This is a genomic window from Agrobacterium sp. MA01 (assembly GCF_009650195.1).
Lineage (GTDB): Bacteria > Pseudomonadota > Alphaproteobacteria > Rhizobiales > Rhizobiaceae > Allorhizobium.
Genome location: NZ_CP045854.1, coordinates 3,505,001 through 3,521,117, shown reverse-complemented (window position 1 = coordinate 3,521,117; position 16,117 = coordinate 3,505,001). Strand labels below are relative to the sequence as shown.

Annotated in this window: 13 protein-coding genes and 1 pseudogene (1 of these 14 only partly in view); 3 read left to right on the top strand and 11 right to left on the bottom strand. The window is 61.2% G+C overall.

Translation table 11 applies throughout. From position 1 onward, the window contains the following. Nucleotides 1–128: 128 nt before the first annotated feature. Complete coding sequence (locus GH983_RS16975) at nucleotides 129–1,172, bottom strand: lysine-2,3-aminomutase-like protein (RefSeq protein ID WP_371418494.1); 1,044 nt, start codon at nucleotides 1,170–1,172, stop codon at nucleotides 129–131. Beyond that, nucleotides 1,162–2,229 (bottom strand): EF-P lysine aminoacylase EpmA, encoded by a 1,068-nt coding sequence (epmA, locus tag GH983_RS16970; RefSeq protein WP_153763023.1) that lies wholly within the window; start codon nucleotides 2,227–2,229, stop codon nucleotides 1,162–1,164. Before epmA ends, GH983_RS16975 begins: the two co-directional genes overlap by 11 nt. Before the next feature lie 137 nt (nucleotides 2,230–2,366). On the opposite strand from epmA, the gene efp reads away from it, so the two are divergent. Beyond that, entirely contained in the window at nucleotides 2,367–2,936 is a 570-nt protein-coding gene (gene efp / locus GH983_RS16965; protein WP_054148625.1) for an elongation factor P, read from the top strand. 153 nt (nucleotides 2,937–3,089) lie between these two features. On the opposite strand, the gene GH983_RS16960 is transcribed toward efp, so the two are convergent. Beyond that, a complete protein-coding gene (locus GH983_RS16960) occupies nucleotides 3,090–3,320 on the bottom strand; it encodes a YdcH family protein (protein WP_054148626.1) in 231 nt (76 codons plus the stop codon). A 100-nt stretch (nucleotides 3,321–3,420) separates the two neighbouring features. Here GH983_RS16960 and GH983_RS16955 point away from each other — a divergent pair, with 100 nt between their 5' ends. Next, the gene (locus GH983_RS16955; protein WP_054148627.1) at nucleotides 3,421–4,347 is read left to right on the top strand and encodes a hydrogen peroxide-inducible genes activator; all 927 of its coding nucleotides are present in this window, start codon (nucleotides 3,421–3,423) and stop codon (nucleotides 4,345–4,347) included. Between the two features lie 33 nt (nucleotides 4,348–4,380). Here GH983_RS16955 and GH983_RS16950 read toward each other — a convergent pair whose 3' ends face one another. After that, on the bottom strand, nucleotides 4,381–5,865 hold the full coding sequence (locus GH983_RS16950; protein ID WP_153763022.1) for an NAD-dependent succinate-semialdehyde dehydrogenase: 1,485 nt from the start codon (nucleotides 5,863–5,865) through the stop codon (nucleotides 4,381–4,383). Between the two features lie 3 nt (nucleotides 5,866–5,868). Next, on the bottom strand, nucleotides 5,869–7,149 hold the full coding sequence (locus GH983_RS16945) for a 4-aminobutyrate--2-oxoglutarate transaminase (RefSeq protein WP_054148629.1): 1,281 nt from the start codon (nucleotides 7,147–7,149) through the stop codon (nucleotides 5,869–5,871). A gap of 184 nt (nucleotides 7,150–7,333) precedes the next feature. On the opposite strand from GH983_RS16945, the gene GH983_RS16940 reads away from it, so the two are divergent. Further along, nucleotides 7,334–8,113 carry a cupin domain-containing protein gene (locus GH983_RS16940; protein ID WP_246727580.1) on the top strand — a complete coding sequence of 260 codons (780 nt, stop codon included), beginning with the start codon at nucleotides 7,334–7,336 and terminating at the stop codon, nucleotides 8,111–8,113. A gap of 66 nt (nucleotides 8,114–8,179) precedes the next feature. Here GH983_RS16940 and GH983_RS16935 read toward each other — a convergent pair whose 3' ends face one another. The 6 genes and pseudogenes from GH983_RS16935 to GH983_RS16910 form a co-directional block, all read right to left on the bottom strand. Beyond that, nucleotides 8,180–9,604, bottom strand: coding sequence for an efflux transporter outer membrane subunit (locus GH983_RS16935; RefSeq protein ID WP_153763020.1), 1,425 nt, complete (start codon nucleotides 9,602–9,604; stop codon nucleotides 8,180–8,182). Nucleotides 9,605–9,733: 129 nt separating this feature from the next. After that, nucleotides 9,734–12,854 (bottom strand): annotated as a pseudogene (locus tag GH983_RS16930) (efflux RND transporter permease subunit). 41 nt (nucleotides 12,855–12,895) lie between these two features. After that, nucleotides 12,896–14,107 (bottom strand): efflux RND transporter periplasmic adaptor subunit, encoded by a 1,212-nt coding sequence (locus tag GH983_RS16925; RefSeq protein ID WP_153763019.1) that lies wholly within the window; start codon nucleotides 14,105–14,107, stop codon nucleotides 12,896–12,898. 143 nt (nucleotides 14,108–14,250) lie between these two features. Further along, nucleotides 14,251–14,916: a TetR/AcrR family transcriptional regulator gene (locus GH983_RS16920; protein ID WP_083229653.1), complete on the bottom strand. Its 666-nt coding sequence runs from the start codon at nucleotides 14,914–14,916 to the stop codon at nucleotides 14,251–14,253. A gap of 13 nt (nucleotides 14,917–14,929) precedes the next feature. Beyond that, a complete protein-coding gene (locus GH983_RS16915; protein ID WP_054148633.1) occupies nucleotides 14,930–15,874 on the bottom strand; it encodes a phosphoribosylaminoimidazolesuccinocarboxamide synthase in 945 nt (314 codons plus the stop codon). Between the two features lie 133 nt (nucleotides 15,875–16,007). Then, nucleotides 16,008–16,117, bottom strand: the end of a protein-coding gene (locus GH983_RS16910) for an energy-coupling factor ABC transporter permease (protein WP_069043090.1). It continues 574 nt past the right edge of the window; 110 of the gene's 684 nt are visible here — the last part of the coding sequence; the start codon falls outside the window, past its right edge; its stop codon occupies nucleotides 16,008–16,010.

Here is a 16,117-nt window from a genome sequence, read left to right as displayed (position 1 = left end):
ATATCCACCACCGCTATTGTCCCGTCCGTCAATGCTCTGCCACAAATCGGGTCATGGTGTGCATGAAAGCTTAACAGGCCGGAAACGGTGCCGATCATCGTGCATGGTCTGTCGGCTGGCGCGGTCGCTCAGGGGTAGAGATGTTCCTGCCCCTTGCGGTCGCGCACAGCGTACCGCCCATCACCGAGATCGCGGACCGCGTCCTCACCGAGTGCCACCTTGCCGTGCCCGCCGGGCAGGTCGAGGATGTAGTGGGGGATGCAAACGCCTGATATCCGCGTGCGAAGCTCCCGCATGAGAGCCTGCCCTTCGGCGATGGATAGGCGGAAGTGGCCGGTGCCCGGCGCCATGTCGGGGTGATGCAGATAGTAGGGCTTGATGCCGGTCTCGACGAATGCCCGCATCAGCGATGTCAGTGTCTCGGCGTCATCATTCACACCCTTGAGGAGCACGCTCTGGCTGACCAACTGGACGCCGCCGGCGATCAGCCGCCGACAAGCAGCGCGCACCTCCGGCGTCAGTTCACGGGGATGGTTGGCGTGCAGCGCAAGGATCACGCTTTTGCCGCTCAGCGTCAGCGCCTCGACCATCTCGGTCGTAATGCGCTCGGGATCGACAGCCGGCACGCGGGTGTGGATCCGCAGGACCCTCACGTGATCCATGGCAACCAGACGCTCGGACACTTCCCGCAGGCGTCGTGGAGACAGGATCAGTGGATCACCGCCCGTCAGGATGACCTCCCAGATGCCCGTATTTGCCGCGATATAGTCGAGCGCGTTTTTCAGGCGCTCACCCGCAAGGTTGCCGTCGCCCTGCGGGCCGACCATTTCGCGGCGGAAGCAGAAGCGGCAATAGACCGGACAGACATGCACGAGCTTCAGGAGAACCCGGTCAGGATAGCGGTGAACGATACCCTCGACAGGGGAATGCGGATGGTCGCCGATCGGATCGAGGCGCTCTGCCGGATGATCGATCAGCTCGGCAGCCGAGGGAATATACTGGGCGGCTATGGGATCGTGCGGATCTGTCGGGTCGATGAGGGCGCGTACCGTGGGAGTGAGCGCTATCGCGTAACGCTCCGCCACGGCGTCGAGCATCGTGGTCTCCTCCTCACGGATGAGCCCTTGTGCCACGAGGTCGGCCACGGAGCGCAGGGTCGTCTCAGCCAAAATGCGTCTCCGCCACCGGCGCCCAGATAACCTGGTCGATCCTCAGCGCGCCTGTCGCCAGCATCACCAGACGGTCAAAGCCGAGCGCGATGCCCGATGCGTCCGGCATTTCTGCGAGGGCTTCGAGGAAGTCCTCATCGAGTGGATAGGTCTCGCCATAGACGCGGCTCTTCTCTTGCATTTCAGCTTCGAAGCGCCGGCGCTGTTCGGCAGGGTCCGTCAGCTCGCCGAAGGCATTGGCGAGTTCAACGCCACAGGCATAGACCTCGAAACGTTCCGCGACACGGGGATCGTCGGGGCACGGGCGCGCAAGCGCTGCTTCTGCCACCGGGTAGCGATCCAGGATGGTCACGCGGCCGTTGCCGAGCCTGGGTTCCACCTTTTCGACGATGACCCGGCTGAAGAGGTCGGCCCAGGTGTCGTCATCTGCCGTGCGAATGCCAGCGTCCGCGAGTTGCCCGGCCAGTGCATTGCGATCCGTCGTGCCATCCGTTGCGATCGTGGCCAATAGATCGATGCCGGCGTGTTGCGCGAAAGCGTCTGCGACAGAGATCCGCTCTGGCTCGGCGAATGGGTCGACGCTCTTGCCAGCGAATGCGAATTGCCGCGTTCCGACCGTGCGTGCGGCCAAGGCGATCAGATCGACGCAGTCGCGCATAAGTTGCTCGTATCCCTCGCCGACCCGATACCATTCCAGCATGGTGAATTCCGGGTGGTGCAGCGGTCCGCGCTCGCGGTTTCGATAGACATGCGCGAAGCAGGCGATCCTGGCTTCACCGGCGGCGAGCAGTTTCTTGCAGGCGAATTCCGGCGAGGTGTGCAGGTAGAGCGGCGCTGCCGTTCCATCGTGGCCGATGGCATCTGTCCGGAAGGCGTGCAGATGGGCCTCGTTGCCTGGAGAGACCTGCAGGGTCGCGGTATCAACCTCGACGAAGTCATGCTCGGTGAAATGCGCGCGAAAAGCCGCCTGGATCCGGTTTCGGCCCATCAGGAAGGGACGGCGGTCCGCATGTACGGACCTGCGCCACCAAGAAGGGGATGATTGGCGGCTGTCAGTCATGCCGGAATCTCGGTCCATTTCTCAACACGGGCTGGCTATTTTACCGGATTTGGGTTAGTTGCGCCCGAGAAATTCAAAGAGGTCAGTCGGGACGGCCGTCCTTTACGACGGGTCTTACGCAGATACAAGGAATTCCAATGGTCAAGATTATCGCCTCGTCGGTGCGCAAGGGCAACGTGATCGACGTCGACGGCAAGCTCTACGTCGTCCTGACGGCTGAAAACTTCCACCCGGGCAAGGGCACGCCTGTCACTCAGGTCAACATGCGCCGCATCGTTGACGGCGTGAAGGTTTCCGAGCGCTGGCGCACGACCGAGCAGGTCGAGCGCGCGTTCGTTGAAGACGTCAATCACCAGTTCCTCTACGAGGACGGCGAAGGCTTCCACTTCATGAACCCTGAGAACTACGACCAGGTTGTCGTTGACGTCGAAACCATGGGCGACCAGAAGGCCTATCTGCAGGAAGGCATGGTCTGCATCCTGTCCATGCACGAAGGCGTCGCGCTTGCCATCCAGCTGCCGCGCCACGTAACGCTCGAGATCGTCGAGACGGAACCGGTCGTCAAGGGCCAGACGGCCTCGTCGTCTTACAAGCCGGCGATCCTGTCGAACGGCATCCGGACCATGGTTCCGCCGCATGTCGACGCCGGCATCCGCGTCGTCATCGCGACCGAAGACAATTCCTACGTCGAGCGCGCCAAGAACTAAGAGCTGTAGCTCGACCGATATCGAAAAGCCCGGCGTGGATCACGCCGGGCTTTTTTATTTGCTCGTCATTTCCCCTAATGCCGGCGGGGCGCAGGGTGCCCCGCCGGCCGTTCTCACCGGTCACGCTTGCGCCATCACGGAGCGCCCGCGTGATCAGCGTCCGGCGAGAATGGGACTGCCGAAGTTCGATGCCTTGGGGCGGGCGGCGTTTGCCTTCATGGCATCGCCCCGCTCGAGCAACATGATCTGCTCCTTCAAGTGCAGCTTGATCTTCTTCAAGGCGCGGACCCTGATGCCATCAGGCTGCGGACGGCGCTGTTCCTCGTCAATCTTGGCGGCGACGATCGAATGGCGGGCTCTGAGGGCTTTGAGCAGTTGCTTCATGGCGATCTCCTTTCGTACGTCGACAATATGAGTCTTCCGAGTTGATTGTTCCAATTGATTGATTGTATGATTTCGATAGATTCTATCTATCGAGGTCGACATGCCATTTCGCCCCAGTCATCGGCAGTTGGAATATCTGGTCATGCTTGGCGAAACCGGGCATTTCGGCGAGGCGGCCAAGAGGTGCAACGTCTCCCAGCCGACGCTTTCCGTGCAGGTTTCGCTACTCGAGAAACAGCTTGGCGTGACGCTCATCGACCGGATGCCCGGTCAGGTGATGCCGACGCCTGTTGGCGCCGAGATCATTGCGGCGGCGAAGGTCATTCTCAATGGGCTTGATGAGATCAGGGCGCTTGCCATGGGATCAAAGGCCAATCTGGGAGGAGCTATCCGGCTGGGTGTGGCGCCGTCCTTCGGGCCCTATTTCATGCCCTATCTTCTGCCGCCGCTTCACCAGACGTATCCGGAGCTCAAGGTCTATATCCGGGAAGACAGGCCCCGCCAGTTGGAGAGGGCCGTGTTGCAGGGCGAGACGGAATGCGGGCTCGGACCGCTGCCTTCCAACGAAGAAGGCCTGGTGGCGTTCCAGATATGCCGGGAGCGCATCCTGCTTGGCGTGCCCAAGGCCCATCGGCTGGCCGCATTCGATACAATTACCTCGCAGGAACTCAAGGGCGAGAAGCTGCTAACGCTCGGACCGGGGCACCGACTGATGGACGAGGTACGGCGCTTAGCGGACATGTCCGGTGCCATTCTCGCCGAAGAGTATGAAGGATCGAGTCTCGATGCTATCCGTCAGATGGTCTCCATCGAAATGGGACTGTCCCTGTTTCCCGAACTCTATGTCCGCTCCGAGTTCGGCAAGGAGGATGGGATCAAGCTTCTGACGATCGAAGACTGGCAGGGGATTCGCGACATCGGCTTCTTCTGGCGACGGTCATCGGCGCGGGGCGGTCACTTCGAGGCCCTGGCCGGTCTCGGCAGGACGGTGGCTGAACGGATATTCCGGTCCGGGGACGTCAAATGAAAATCCCCGGCAGTGCCGGGGATTTCAGATGGTTCAGGCGATGCCGCCGAGGCAGATATACTTGATCTCGGTATAGTCATCCACGCCGTATTTCGAGCCTTCGCGGCCGAGGCCCGACTGCTTGATGCCACCGAAGGGCGCTACTTCCGTGGAGATGAGGCCCGTGTTGACGCCGACCATGCCATATTCGAGCGCTTCCGCGACGCGGAACACCTTGGCGATGTCCTTCGAGTAGAAGTAGGAAGCAAGACCGAATTCGGTGGCATTGGCCAGCTCAATCACCTCTTCTTCCGTCTCGAACTTGAAGAGCGGCGCAACCGGCCCGAAGGTCTCTTCGGTTGCTACCTTCATCGCGGTGGTGACGCCGATCAGGATCGTCGGTTCGAAGAAGAGGGCGCCGGCCGCAGACGGCTTGCCGCCGAGGGCAACCTGGGCACCCTTGGACACGGCATCCGCCACATGCTCCTTGACCTTCTCGACCGCCTTGGCGTCGATAAGCGGGCCCGTGGTAACGCCATCAGCGAAGCCATCGCCGACCTTCAACTGGCCGACCTTCTCGGCCAGCTTCGTGGCGAAGGCGTCATAGATGCCCGACTGGACATAGAGGCGGTTGGCGCAGACACAGGTCTGGCCGGCATTGCGGTACTTCGAGATCATCGCGCCTTCGACGGCAGCATCGAGGTCCGCATCGTCGAAGACGATGAAGGGCGCGTTGCCACCAAGCTCCAGGCCGAGCTTCATGATCTGATCGGCCCCCTGACGCATCAGGATGCGACCGACATTTGTCGAACCGGTGAAGGTGAGCTTGCGGACCTTGTCATTGGCGCACATTTCCTCGCCGACCATCGCCGCATCGGTGGAGGTCAGGACCGAAAAGAGACCGGCAGGCAGACCGGCGCGCTCGGCGAGAACGGCAAGAGCCAGTGCCGAGAGCGGGGTCTGGGCGGCCGGCTTCGATACCATCGCGCAGCCGACGGCAAGCGCCGGTGCCACCTTGCGGGCGAGCATGGCGTTCGGGAAGTTCCACGGCGTGATGGCTCCGACGACGCCGACGGGCTGCTTGATGACCATGATCCGCTTGTCAGCCTGGTGCCCCGGGATCGTGTCGCCATAGACACGCTTGGCTTCCTCGGCGAACCACTCGACGTAAGATGCGCCGTAGAGGATTTCGCCGCGGGCCTCCGGCCAGGGCTTGCCCATTTCCATCGTCAGGATCGTGGCCAGGTCGTCGGCATGGGCGACCATCAGATCGTTCAGCTTGCGCAGAATGGCCGCACGCTCCTTGCCGGTCTTTTTGGCCCAGGCTTTCTGGGCGGTATAAGCCGCATCGATCGCCTTTTCGACGTCTGCCTTGCTCAGATCCGGGAGCACGGCGATCACGTCGCCGGTGGCCGGATTGGTCACTTCGAAAGTCTTGCCCGACTGGCTGGCGGCCAGCCACTCATTGCCGACCAGTGACTTGTCGGTCGCCAGCGTCGGGTCCTTGAGTTTGTCCGTCAGAATGTTCGAGATGGTCATGCGTCAGGCTCCTGCTGCAACTTCGCGGATCGAGGCTTCGATCAGATCGAGTGCCTCGTTGAAGACCTCGTCCTGAATGGTAATCGGGGCGAGGAAGCGGATGACGTTGCTGTAGACGCCGCATGTCAGAAGGATCAGGCCCTTCTCCAGCGCCTTCAGACGCACCGCATTGGTGAAATCCGCATTCGGCTTGTCTGTTCCCGGGATCTTGAATTCAACGGCGTTCATGAAACCAAGGCCGCGGATGTCCATGATCTGGGGAATGTCCGACCGCAGGCTTTCGAGGCGCTGCTTCAGGCGGTTGCCGAGCTGGTTGGCGCGGTCGCAGAGGTTTTCCTCTTCGATCACGTCAAGAACGGCATGAGCAGCTGCGATCGCCAGCGGGTTGCCGGCATAGGTGCCGCCGAGGCCGCCGGGGCCGGGGGCATCCATCAGTTCGGCGCGGCCGGTTACGGCCGACAGCGGGAAGCCGCCGGCAAGGCTCTTGGCCATGGTCGTGAGGTCCGGAACGGCATCGTAGTGCTCCATGGCAAACATCTTGCCGGTGCGGGCAAAGCCGGTCTGGACTTCGTCGGCGACGAGGAGAATGCCGTGTTCGTCGCAGAGTTCGCGCAGCGCCTTCATCAGAGCGCGCGGAACGTCATAGAAGCCGCCTTCGCCCTGGACGGGTTCCAGGATGATGGCTGCGACGCGCTTCGGGTCGACATCGGCCTTGAACAGCTTGTCGAGCACGTCGAGCGAGGTCTCGACGTCGATGCCGTGCATTTCGAGCGGGAAGGGCACGTGGAAGACGTCGCCCATCATCGGGCCGAAGCCGACCTTGTAGGGCACGACCTTGCCGGTCAGCGCCATGCCGAGGAAGGTGCGGCCGTGGAAGCCGCCGGTAAACGCGATGACAGCCGAGCGGCCGGTGGCGCAACGGGCGATCTTGATGGCGTTTTCTACGGCTTCGGCGCCGGTTGTCGCGAAGATCGTCTTCTTCTCGAAATTGCCCGGCACGATCTTGTTGAGACGCTCGGCAAGCGCGACGTAGTTTTCGTAAGGCACGACCTGATGGCAGGTGTGGGTGAAGCGGTCGAGCTGGTTCTTCACGGCTTCGACGACCTTCGGATGGCGATGGCCGGTGTTGAGAACGGCGATGCCACCGGCGAAATCGATGTAGCGTCGGCCCTCGACATCCCAAATCTCCGAGTTCTCAGCCTTGTCGGCATAGATCTGCGTGGTCATGCCGACGCCGCGGGAAATGGCGTCATTCTTGCGAGCTGAGATTTCGGCGTTCTTCATCGTTTTCGTCCTGTGCGAAGGGTTGCCAGCGGCGTTGCAGAGGGCTGCAATCGCGCGGTGCTATATTTCCTACATTTTTTCTGTAGACTTGCAATATGCCTTATCGGCATTATCACGCAAGACTGCGACATTTGATGAGGGCAGCGTGGACGATATCCGGTTCAAGATTGCAGAGGCAGCGCGCATGGCGGGCGTGTCGCCGTCGACGCTTCGCCTCTGGGAAAGCCAGGACCTGATCCAGCCGTTCCGGACACCGACCGGCCAGCGCGTCTATGATCGGGTGTTGGTGGATCGGCTGAAGCGGATCGCCTGGCTGCGGACGGAGAAGGGCCTTAATCCGGCGGCGATCCGCGAGACGCTGCGGGAATTTTCGTCTGATGCCGACGAGGAGAGCGTCGAAACTGAGGATGATACTTCCGATATCCGCGCAGGCACGCGAATGCGGCGTCTGCGGCGAGAGGCGGGCAAGACGCTCGAATACGTCGCCCAGGCGACGGGGGTGTCGGTATCGCAGCTCTCGACATTCGAGCGGACCTCGCAAGGACTGTCGTTTACCGCCCTGCATGAGGTTGCCCGGCATCTCGGCACGACACTCGCGTCGCTCAGCGGCCAAGAGGAGGGCAGGGGCGGCGAAAGCCTGATCCGCGACGGCAAGTGGTCGTCATGGCCAACCACTTCCTCCGGTGTGGCCGTTCAGGTTCTGGCGGAGGGTCGCAACATGATGGAGTGCAACCGCTTCCAGCTTGCCCCCGGGGCGTCGAGCGAGGGCGCCTATCAGCACGAGGGAGAAGAGTTCATCCACATGCTCTCCGGAAGCCTCGAGATTATCCTCGACGGCGACCAGTTCTTTGAACTGCATGCCGGCGACAGCTTCTATTTCGAAAGCCGCAGGCCACATTCCTGGCGGAACATTTCGAGTGGCGAGACGGTCCTCATCTGGATCAACACGCCTGCGACCTTCTGAGGTGAGGCAAAGAAAAACCCGGCAACCGTTTCCGGTGCCGGGCTCTGATGTGTTTGCCGGAGGTGCTTACCTGCTGGCGACGACCGTCTTCGATCCGTCCCACGCATAGCCGCCGCCGATCGCAACGTTCAGCTGGACATAACCATTTGCCAACTGCTGAACAGCCTGGGCGAGGTTGGCCTGAGCGCTGGCGACGTTGCGCTGTGCATCGAGGACGTCGAGCAGCGAGGAGGCGCCGTCACGGTAGCTTGCGGTAGCAAGCGACAGGGCTTCCTCGTAGGAGCGCACGGTAGCCGTCAGGGCCGACACCGTCTGACGGGTACGGCTCACGGCAACAAGCGCGTTCTCGACTTCGGAGACGGCGCTCAAGACCGTCTGCTTCCAGGCGAGATAAGCTTCGCGGGCCGCCGCTTCACGTGCCTTGATGTTGGCGCGGCGTGCGCCGGCATCGAAGATCGGCAGGTTCAGGCTCGGACCGAAGCCCCATGATGTCGCGCTACCGCTCGCTGCCGATGTGGCGACCAGTGTCGGCGAAATCGAGCCGCTGAGGGTGATCGACGGATAGAGGGCTGCTTCCGCAACGCCGATTTCGGCGGTTGCTGCTGCGAGATTGCGCTCGGCTGCGCGGATGTCCGGGCGGTTGCGGATCAGGTCCGCGGGAACGCCCGCGTTCACGCCACGACGAGCGTAAGGCTGGGCTGCACCCTTCTGGAGGTCGGCAAGCAGGCTTGTTGCGGGCAGGCCGAGCAGCAGTGAAATGCGGTGGACCGACTGGCGGAAGGAGATCTCAAGGCCCGGAATTTCCGCGAGCGTCGAATTGACGAGACCTTCAGACTGGACGACGTCGAGGCGTGAAGCTGCTCCGGCCTCGAGCTGCAGGCGTGTCAGCTCCAGTGTTTCACGACGCGAGGACAGGTTCTTGCGGGCGATCGCGATCCGTTCCTGGTAGTAGCGTGCATCGACATAGGCCGAGACGACACTGGACAAGAAGGTCAGGCGGGCCACATCGGCGCCGGCATAGGCCGCATCGAGGGTTGCCTTCGCGCTTTCCTTGGAACGGCGGTACTGGCCGAAGAGATCAATCAGCCAGGAAACGCCGAGCGTGCCGCTCGTCGTGTTCGTGGTGTCGCTATCACGGGTTCTCAGCGCGCCGCTGCCGTTCGTCTTCGATACCTGATGATCGGTAGATACGTTCAGCTGGGGAAACGCTGCCGAGTCTGCCGCTTCGAAGCTGGCTTCCGCAGAGGTAATCCGCTCGATCGCCTGCAGTACATCGAGGTTCTGGGCGAGGCCGGTTTCAACCAAGCCGTTCAGACGGCGGTCGTTGAAGGCGGTCCACCAGGGAGCCAATGTCACGTCGGCCGACGCGCGGGCGCTGCCTTCGGAGAACTTGACGGGGAGGGCGGTCTGCGGCGCCTCATGGTTCGGACCGACGACACAGCCGGAAAGGAGGAGCATTGCGAGTGGTGCGGCGGCACGAATCTTGAGCATCACGTGTTCCTGTAAAAGTCCCCCGGTCTTGCCACGACGAGGTTTAGCATGACCTCGAGCCAACGACCGACTTACACACGCAGGCTACCGCAGCAGCCTACGCATTAGTTGGTTAACATAGTTTGTCAATCACGACGACGACAGCGCTTCCTTCGGTTTTGCACCGCCGAAAATCTGCCGGATTATGACGAAAAACGACGGTACGAAGAAGATTCCGAGCGCCGTAGCCGTAAACATGCCGCCTAGGACGCCAATACCAATCGAATTCTGTGCTGCAGAGCCCGCACCGGTCGCGATCGCCAGCGGCACCACACCCAGAATGAAGGCGAGCGAGGTCATGATGATGGGGCGCAACCGGAGCTTTGCAGCTTCGAGTGTTGCATCAATGACACTGATTCCGGTAGCCTGGCGATCCTTCGCGAACTCCACGATCAGAATCGCGTTCTTTGCCGCTAGACCAATTGTCGTGAGCAGTCCGACCTTGAAATAGACGTCGTTGGACTGGCCGAAGACATAGGCCGCCGCGACCGCTCCCAGGACCCCCACCGGTACCGCCATGATGACGGAGAACGGGATCGACCAGCTTTCATAGAGGGCTGCGAGGCAGAGGAAGACGATCAGGACCGAGAGCGCGTAGAGCATGGGGGCCTGCGAACCAGACAGGCGCTCCTGATAGGAGATGCCCTGCCAGGCTACGGTATAACCACCACCCAGATCGGCGGTCAGCTGTTCCCATCGTGTCCATGGCCGTGCCGGAGCTCACGCCGCCGCCTGCTGCGCCTTCCATCGAGATGGCGCCGACGCCGTTAAATCTGCTGAGCGTCGGTGCGCCGCTGATCCACTGCGTCCTGATGAAGGACGAGAAGGGAACCATCTCGCCGTTGGCATTGCGGGCATGCCAGTCGTTGATCGCGGTTTCCTGCATGCGGTAGGGTGCATCGCCTTGGACATAGACCGGCTTCAGTTCGCCGTTCAGGGTAAAGTCGTTGACGTCACGGCCCGCAAAGATGGTCGACAGCATGCTGTTGACCGTTGCGATGTCGAGGCCCATGGCGCCCATCTTTTCCTGGTCGAGCAGAAGCTTCAACTGGGTTTCAGCCGGCGGGTTGTTTGAGCGCAGCGAACTCACGTTCGGATTGGAACTGCCCACCTGCATCAATTGCTGCGATGCGGCCGTCAGTGCTTCGGTGCCTCTATTGCCGCTGTCGACCAGATACATGGAGAAGCCACTCGACGTGCCGAGACCGGGGATCGCAGGCGGCGCCAGTGGGAAGACCATAGCGTCACGAAGCGTGAAGAAATAGCCCATGGCGCGCTGTACGACGGCAGGCGCGGCAAGCTGCGGGTCTTCGCGCAGTTCGAAGTCCTTAAGCTTGGCAAAGACCAGCGCGTAGTTCTGGCCGGCACCGACAAAGGAGAAGCCGGAGACGGAGAAGACGTCCTGGATCGCGTCCTTTTCCTTATCGAGATAGTAGTCCTCGATCTTCTTGATGATCTCTTCGGTGCGCGTGACAGTTGCGCCGTTCGGCAGCTGGACGATCGTCATCAGCACGCCCTGGTCCTCTTCCGGGAGGAAGGAGGAAGGCAGGCGCAGGAAGAACCAGCTCATGCCAGCGATCACGATCGCGAACATCAGCATGACCCGAAGCGGACGCTTGAGAAGATAGCCGATCGACGAGACATAACCGCCGGTCGCGCGATCGAAGTTACGGTTGAACCAGCCACCAAGACCGCCCTTCGGCTTGTGGTGGTCGACCGGCTTCAACATCGTCGCGCAGAGCGCCGGGGTTAGAACAAGAGCAACGACAGCAGAAAGCAGCATCGCCGAGACGATGGTCACGGAGAACTGGCGGTATATGATGCCGGTCGAGCCGCCGAAGAAGGCCATCGGAATGAAGACGGCCGTCAGGACGAGGGCGATGCCGACGATTGCGCCGGTGATCTCGCCCATGGACTTCTGGGTTGCCTCGAGCGGAGACAGTCCTTCCTCGGACATGATGCGCTCGACGTTTTCAACCACGACGATCGCGTCATCGACAAGCAGACCGATCGCCAGAACCATGGCGAACATGGTCAGCGTGTTGATCGAGTAGCCCGTCAACGCGAGGATGCCGAAGGTACCGAGAAGAACGACGGGCACCGCAATCATAGGAATGATGGTGGCGCGCAGGTTCTGAAGGAAGACGAGCAGGACTACGAAGACCAACACAATGGCTTCGAGCAGGGTGTGAACGACCTTTTCGATCGACAGCTGCACGAAGGGCGTGGTGTCGTAGGGGTAGGTGATCACCACGTTTTCCGGCAGCGATGGTGCGATTGTTGCAAGCTGCGACTTCACGCGTTCTGCCGTATCCAGTGCATTGGCACCGGTCGCCAGATTGATGGCGAAGCCGGTCGCCGGATTGCGGTTGGAGCGGGTCTTGGTGGCGTAGCTTTCCTGGCCGACCTCGATGCGCGCGACATCGCTCAGTCGCACGGTGGCGCCGTCTGTCTCGGTCTTCAGGATGATGGATTCGAAGTCGGATACGGACTGCAGCTGGCTTTGAGCGGTCACGGTGACCGTCAGCTGCTGACCCGCCGGCGCCGGCTGGCTGCCGAGGGCACCAACGGAAACCTGCGTGTTCTGCGCCTGGATGGCGGAGGTTACGTCCGTCGGTGTCAGCTGGAACTTGTTGAGTTTGAACGGGTCGAGCCAGACGCGCATGGCGTAGCCGGTACCGAACACTTCAAGGCTTCCCACGCCTTCCAGACGCTTGATCTGATCCTCGATCTGCGAGGAGAAAATGTCGCCAAGCTCGACATTGCTGCGGGCGCCATCCGTGGACACCAGTGCGCCGACGAGCAGGATGCTCGAGGTCGAGCGCGTTACCGAGATGCCGGCCGACTGGACGATATCCGGCAGTTGCGACTGGACGAGCTGCAGCTTGTTCTGGACCTGAACCTGGGCAATTTCGGGATCGATCGAGTTGCCGAAGGTCAGCGATACGGAGGCCGAGCCGGTGCTCGACGATGACGTCATATACGTCAGGTCATCAAGGCCGGTCATGCCGTCTTCGATGATCGATGTGACTGACTTCTCCACCGTCTCCGCGCTTGCGCCATTATAGCTTGCCGATATCTGCACGGTTGTCGGTGCAATTTCCGGGTACTGCGAAATTGACAGCGTCGAAATCGCGAGCGCACCGCCGAGCATGATGATGATCGCGATCACCCATGCGAAGATCGGGCGTCGAATGAAATACTGGGCCATGGATTATCCTCTACGCCTCGATTGCCTTGTCTGTCGCACAATCAGGGTTGTGCGGCAGGGGCGGCAGCCGGCGCCGCAGTTTCCTGGACGATCCCGTTCTCATCAATCTGCGCTTCGACCGGCTGGACGGGGGCGCCGTCGCCAATCCACTGGAAGCCGTCGACTATGAGCTTGTCGCCATCATTGATGCCGCTGGCCACGAGCCAGTTGTTGCCGGAAACCTGCGCTTCGTCGAAGATCCGGGTCTCGACCGTGTTCTCTGCCGTGACGAATTTTGCCGAAAGCTCTCCATTGGCGCTGCGCGTGGCTGCCCGCTGGGGGATCAGGAAGCCGTCTTCCGTGCCGACGGTCACCGTGGCGCGGACGTACATGCCTGGCAGGATAAGGCCTTCGGGATTGTCAAACACAGCACGGATCGAATAGGTACCGGTCGTCTGACTGACCGCCATTTCCGACATGTCGAGCTTTCCGACAACTGGGTATTCGTGGCCGTCCTCAAGCGTCAGCCGGATTTCGGATGCGCCGTTTTCGTTGCGGTTGATGCGACCCTCGGTGATGGCCTCGCGCAGACGAAGAAGATTGACGCTCGATTCCGTCAGGTCGATGTAGATCGGATCAAGACGGCGCAGGGTCATAAGGCTGTCGGTCTGGTTTGCGGTGACGACGTTGCCGACCGAGTAGCGCGACGCAGTGGTCACGCCTTCGAAGGGGGCGCGAATTTCTGTGAGAGCGAGTTCGATCTCGGCGGAGCGCAGCGCTGCGTTTGCCTGAGCGACATCTGCCTCAGCCTGCAGAAGCGTCACACGGGCGTTTTCGAGTTCCACCTGGGTGGCGCCGCTGCCGACCAGCCGTTCCTGACGCGCAAGGTTGGATTGGGCCGTCGGCACGCCGGCTTCAGCCTTCTGCAGACTGGCCTGGGCCTGGGCCTGGGCGGCGCGGTACGTGTCGTCTTCGATCTTGTAGAGCAGATCGCCCGGCTGAACTTCGCTGCCTTCCTTGAAGGCAATTTCCTTGATGATGCCGCTCACGCGTGGGCGGATTTCTGCGGTCTGGAAGGCGGCTGCGCGTCCCGGCAGGGTACTTGTCAGCGGTTGCAGTTCCTTCTTCATCACCACAACGCTCACGGCTGCAGGTGGCCGTTCGCCGCCAGCCCCTGCGGCGCCGCCGTTGTCAGCCGTTCCCTGATCGGAGCAACCCGCCAGGACGGCGGTGCAAACGAGAATGGCGGAGGCAAGTCTGAAGCTTGGGCGCATCAAGGAATCCCACTGAGAAAGGTCACAGAACATTACAAGTCATGGACCAGCGCCGCTGAAATCAGGCACTGGCGAGACGGCGAGAAAGGGCGCATCCAAGGGAGGCGGTTCTCTTCAGTCGAAGTGACGTAAATGAACAATCGTCACTTTGCAAGTGGTGACCGCAGTGCAGTATCGATCAGGGCGACGACTTCCCGACAACGTGTTGCCATTATGCCAGCCTTCTCCATTCCCGTCATGACAGGGTGGATGACGCAGGCCAGTGCATCGAAGGATGTGTTTGCCAATCGCGGCACGTCGCCTGCATGGTAGACGCCTTCCCGAATGCCGGCATGGATGATTTCCGCGATCATGCCGACGACGATCTCGCGGTACCGATCGCCGCAATCGAGTTCCTCTGTGATCGTCACGAGGATCATTTCGAACACGAAGGGTGCATCCTTCTGCTCGGAGAGGTGCTCCTGCATGAGATGGTGGGCGAGGGCGTAAAGCCGTTCGGGGGCGGGCTTGTCGCTGGCCAGGGACTTCAATGCATGGAGCGTCTGCTCGATCGCGCGGGTGGCAATCGCATCAACAAGGCTCGTCTTGGTTCGAAAATGCTTGAAGACATTGGCCGGTGACATCGACAGTTCGGCTGCAATGTCTGCAATCGTGACGCTGGCATAGCCATGGGTCCGGAAAAGCTTCTCGGCGGTGTTCAGGATCTCTTCGCGCGTCTCCTCAGCGGGTCTGCGCGGACGACGCACGGGAACGCCGGCACCCTTGTCGGGGCAGCATGCGCCAGATCGTGCGCGAGGGTCCTGATCCATGGGGCCACCTTTCTCAGGGGAAGTACGATGCCAGATTCTGGCGGATACGGGCGAAGGGGCTTTCGCCTGTGTCATCAGGCTGGAACGGCAGCCCCGTGATCGCTTCGAATGCCCTAATATAGACCTTCGATGTCTCCTCGACCAGTGATGCCGGGATTTCCGGAATGGCATCGACATAGGGATCGCAACGTTCGGCAACCCAGGCGCGGACGAAATCCTTGTCGAAACTCTGCGGGCGCTCTCCCTTTTCAAAGCTCGCCTGGTAACTGTCGGCAATCCAGTAGCGGCTGCTGTCAGGGGTGTGGATTTCATCGGCGAGGATGATCGTGCCGTTTTCGTCCGTGCCGAATTCATATTTGGTGTCGACGAGGATCAGGCCGCGCTCGGCGGCAAGCTTCTGGCCACGGGCGAACAGTGCCAATGCATAGGTTGACAGCGTTTCCCACTGCTCGGCCGTCAAAAGCTTCTTCTCGACGATCTCGTCGGGCGTCAGCGGTTCGTCGTGGCCACCGTCGAATTCCTTGCTGGTCGGCGTGATGATCGGGGTCGGGAGCTTTTCGTTGTCGCGCATGCCGTCTGGCAGGCTGATCCCGTACATCTCACGCTCGCCCTTCTTATAGAGAGTGAGGATCGATGTCCCGGTGGTACCGGCGAGGTAGCCACGGACCACGATCTCGACCGGCAGGATCTCCAGGCGCTTTCCGATCACCACGTTGGGGTCGGGATAGGAGATGACATGGTTCGGGCAGATGTCGCTGGTCTTTTCGAACCAGTAGCGTGCCGTCTGGGTCAAAACCTGGCCCTTATAGGGAATGCAGGTGAGGATCCTGTCGAAGGCGCTCAGACGATCGGTCGAGATGATGATGCGGCTGCCGTCTGGAAGGTCGTAGTTCTCACGCACCTTGCCGCGATAGTAGTTCGGCAGTTCCGGATAGTGGGCTTCGGAAAGGATGCGCATGGATGTCCTCGATGTCTCGTCGGCTGTGGCAAGTTTGACGGTGTGCCCGTTGTCCCGCGGTACCCGAAAGAGGCGGCGGTTTCAAAGAAAAAGCGCATGAGGCTTGCCCATGCGCTTTCTATATCAAAGGTGGTCAGACGGCTGCGCGATGCAGGCGACCGTTGAAGAGGCCGTTGTCCGTCGCCTGCCGAAGCGACTTGGCGGCGGCGAGCACGGCAAGGTCGACGAGCGGCTCGACCAGGA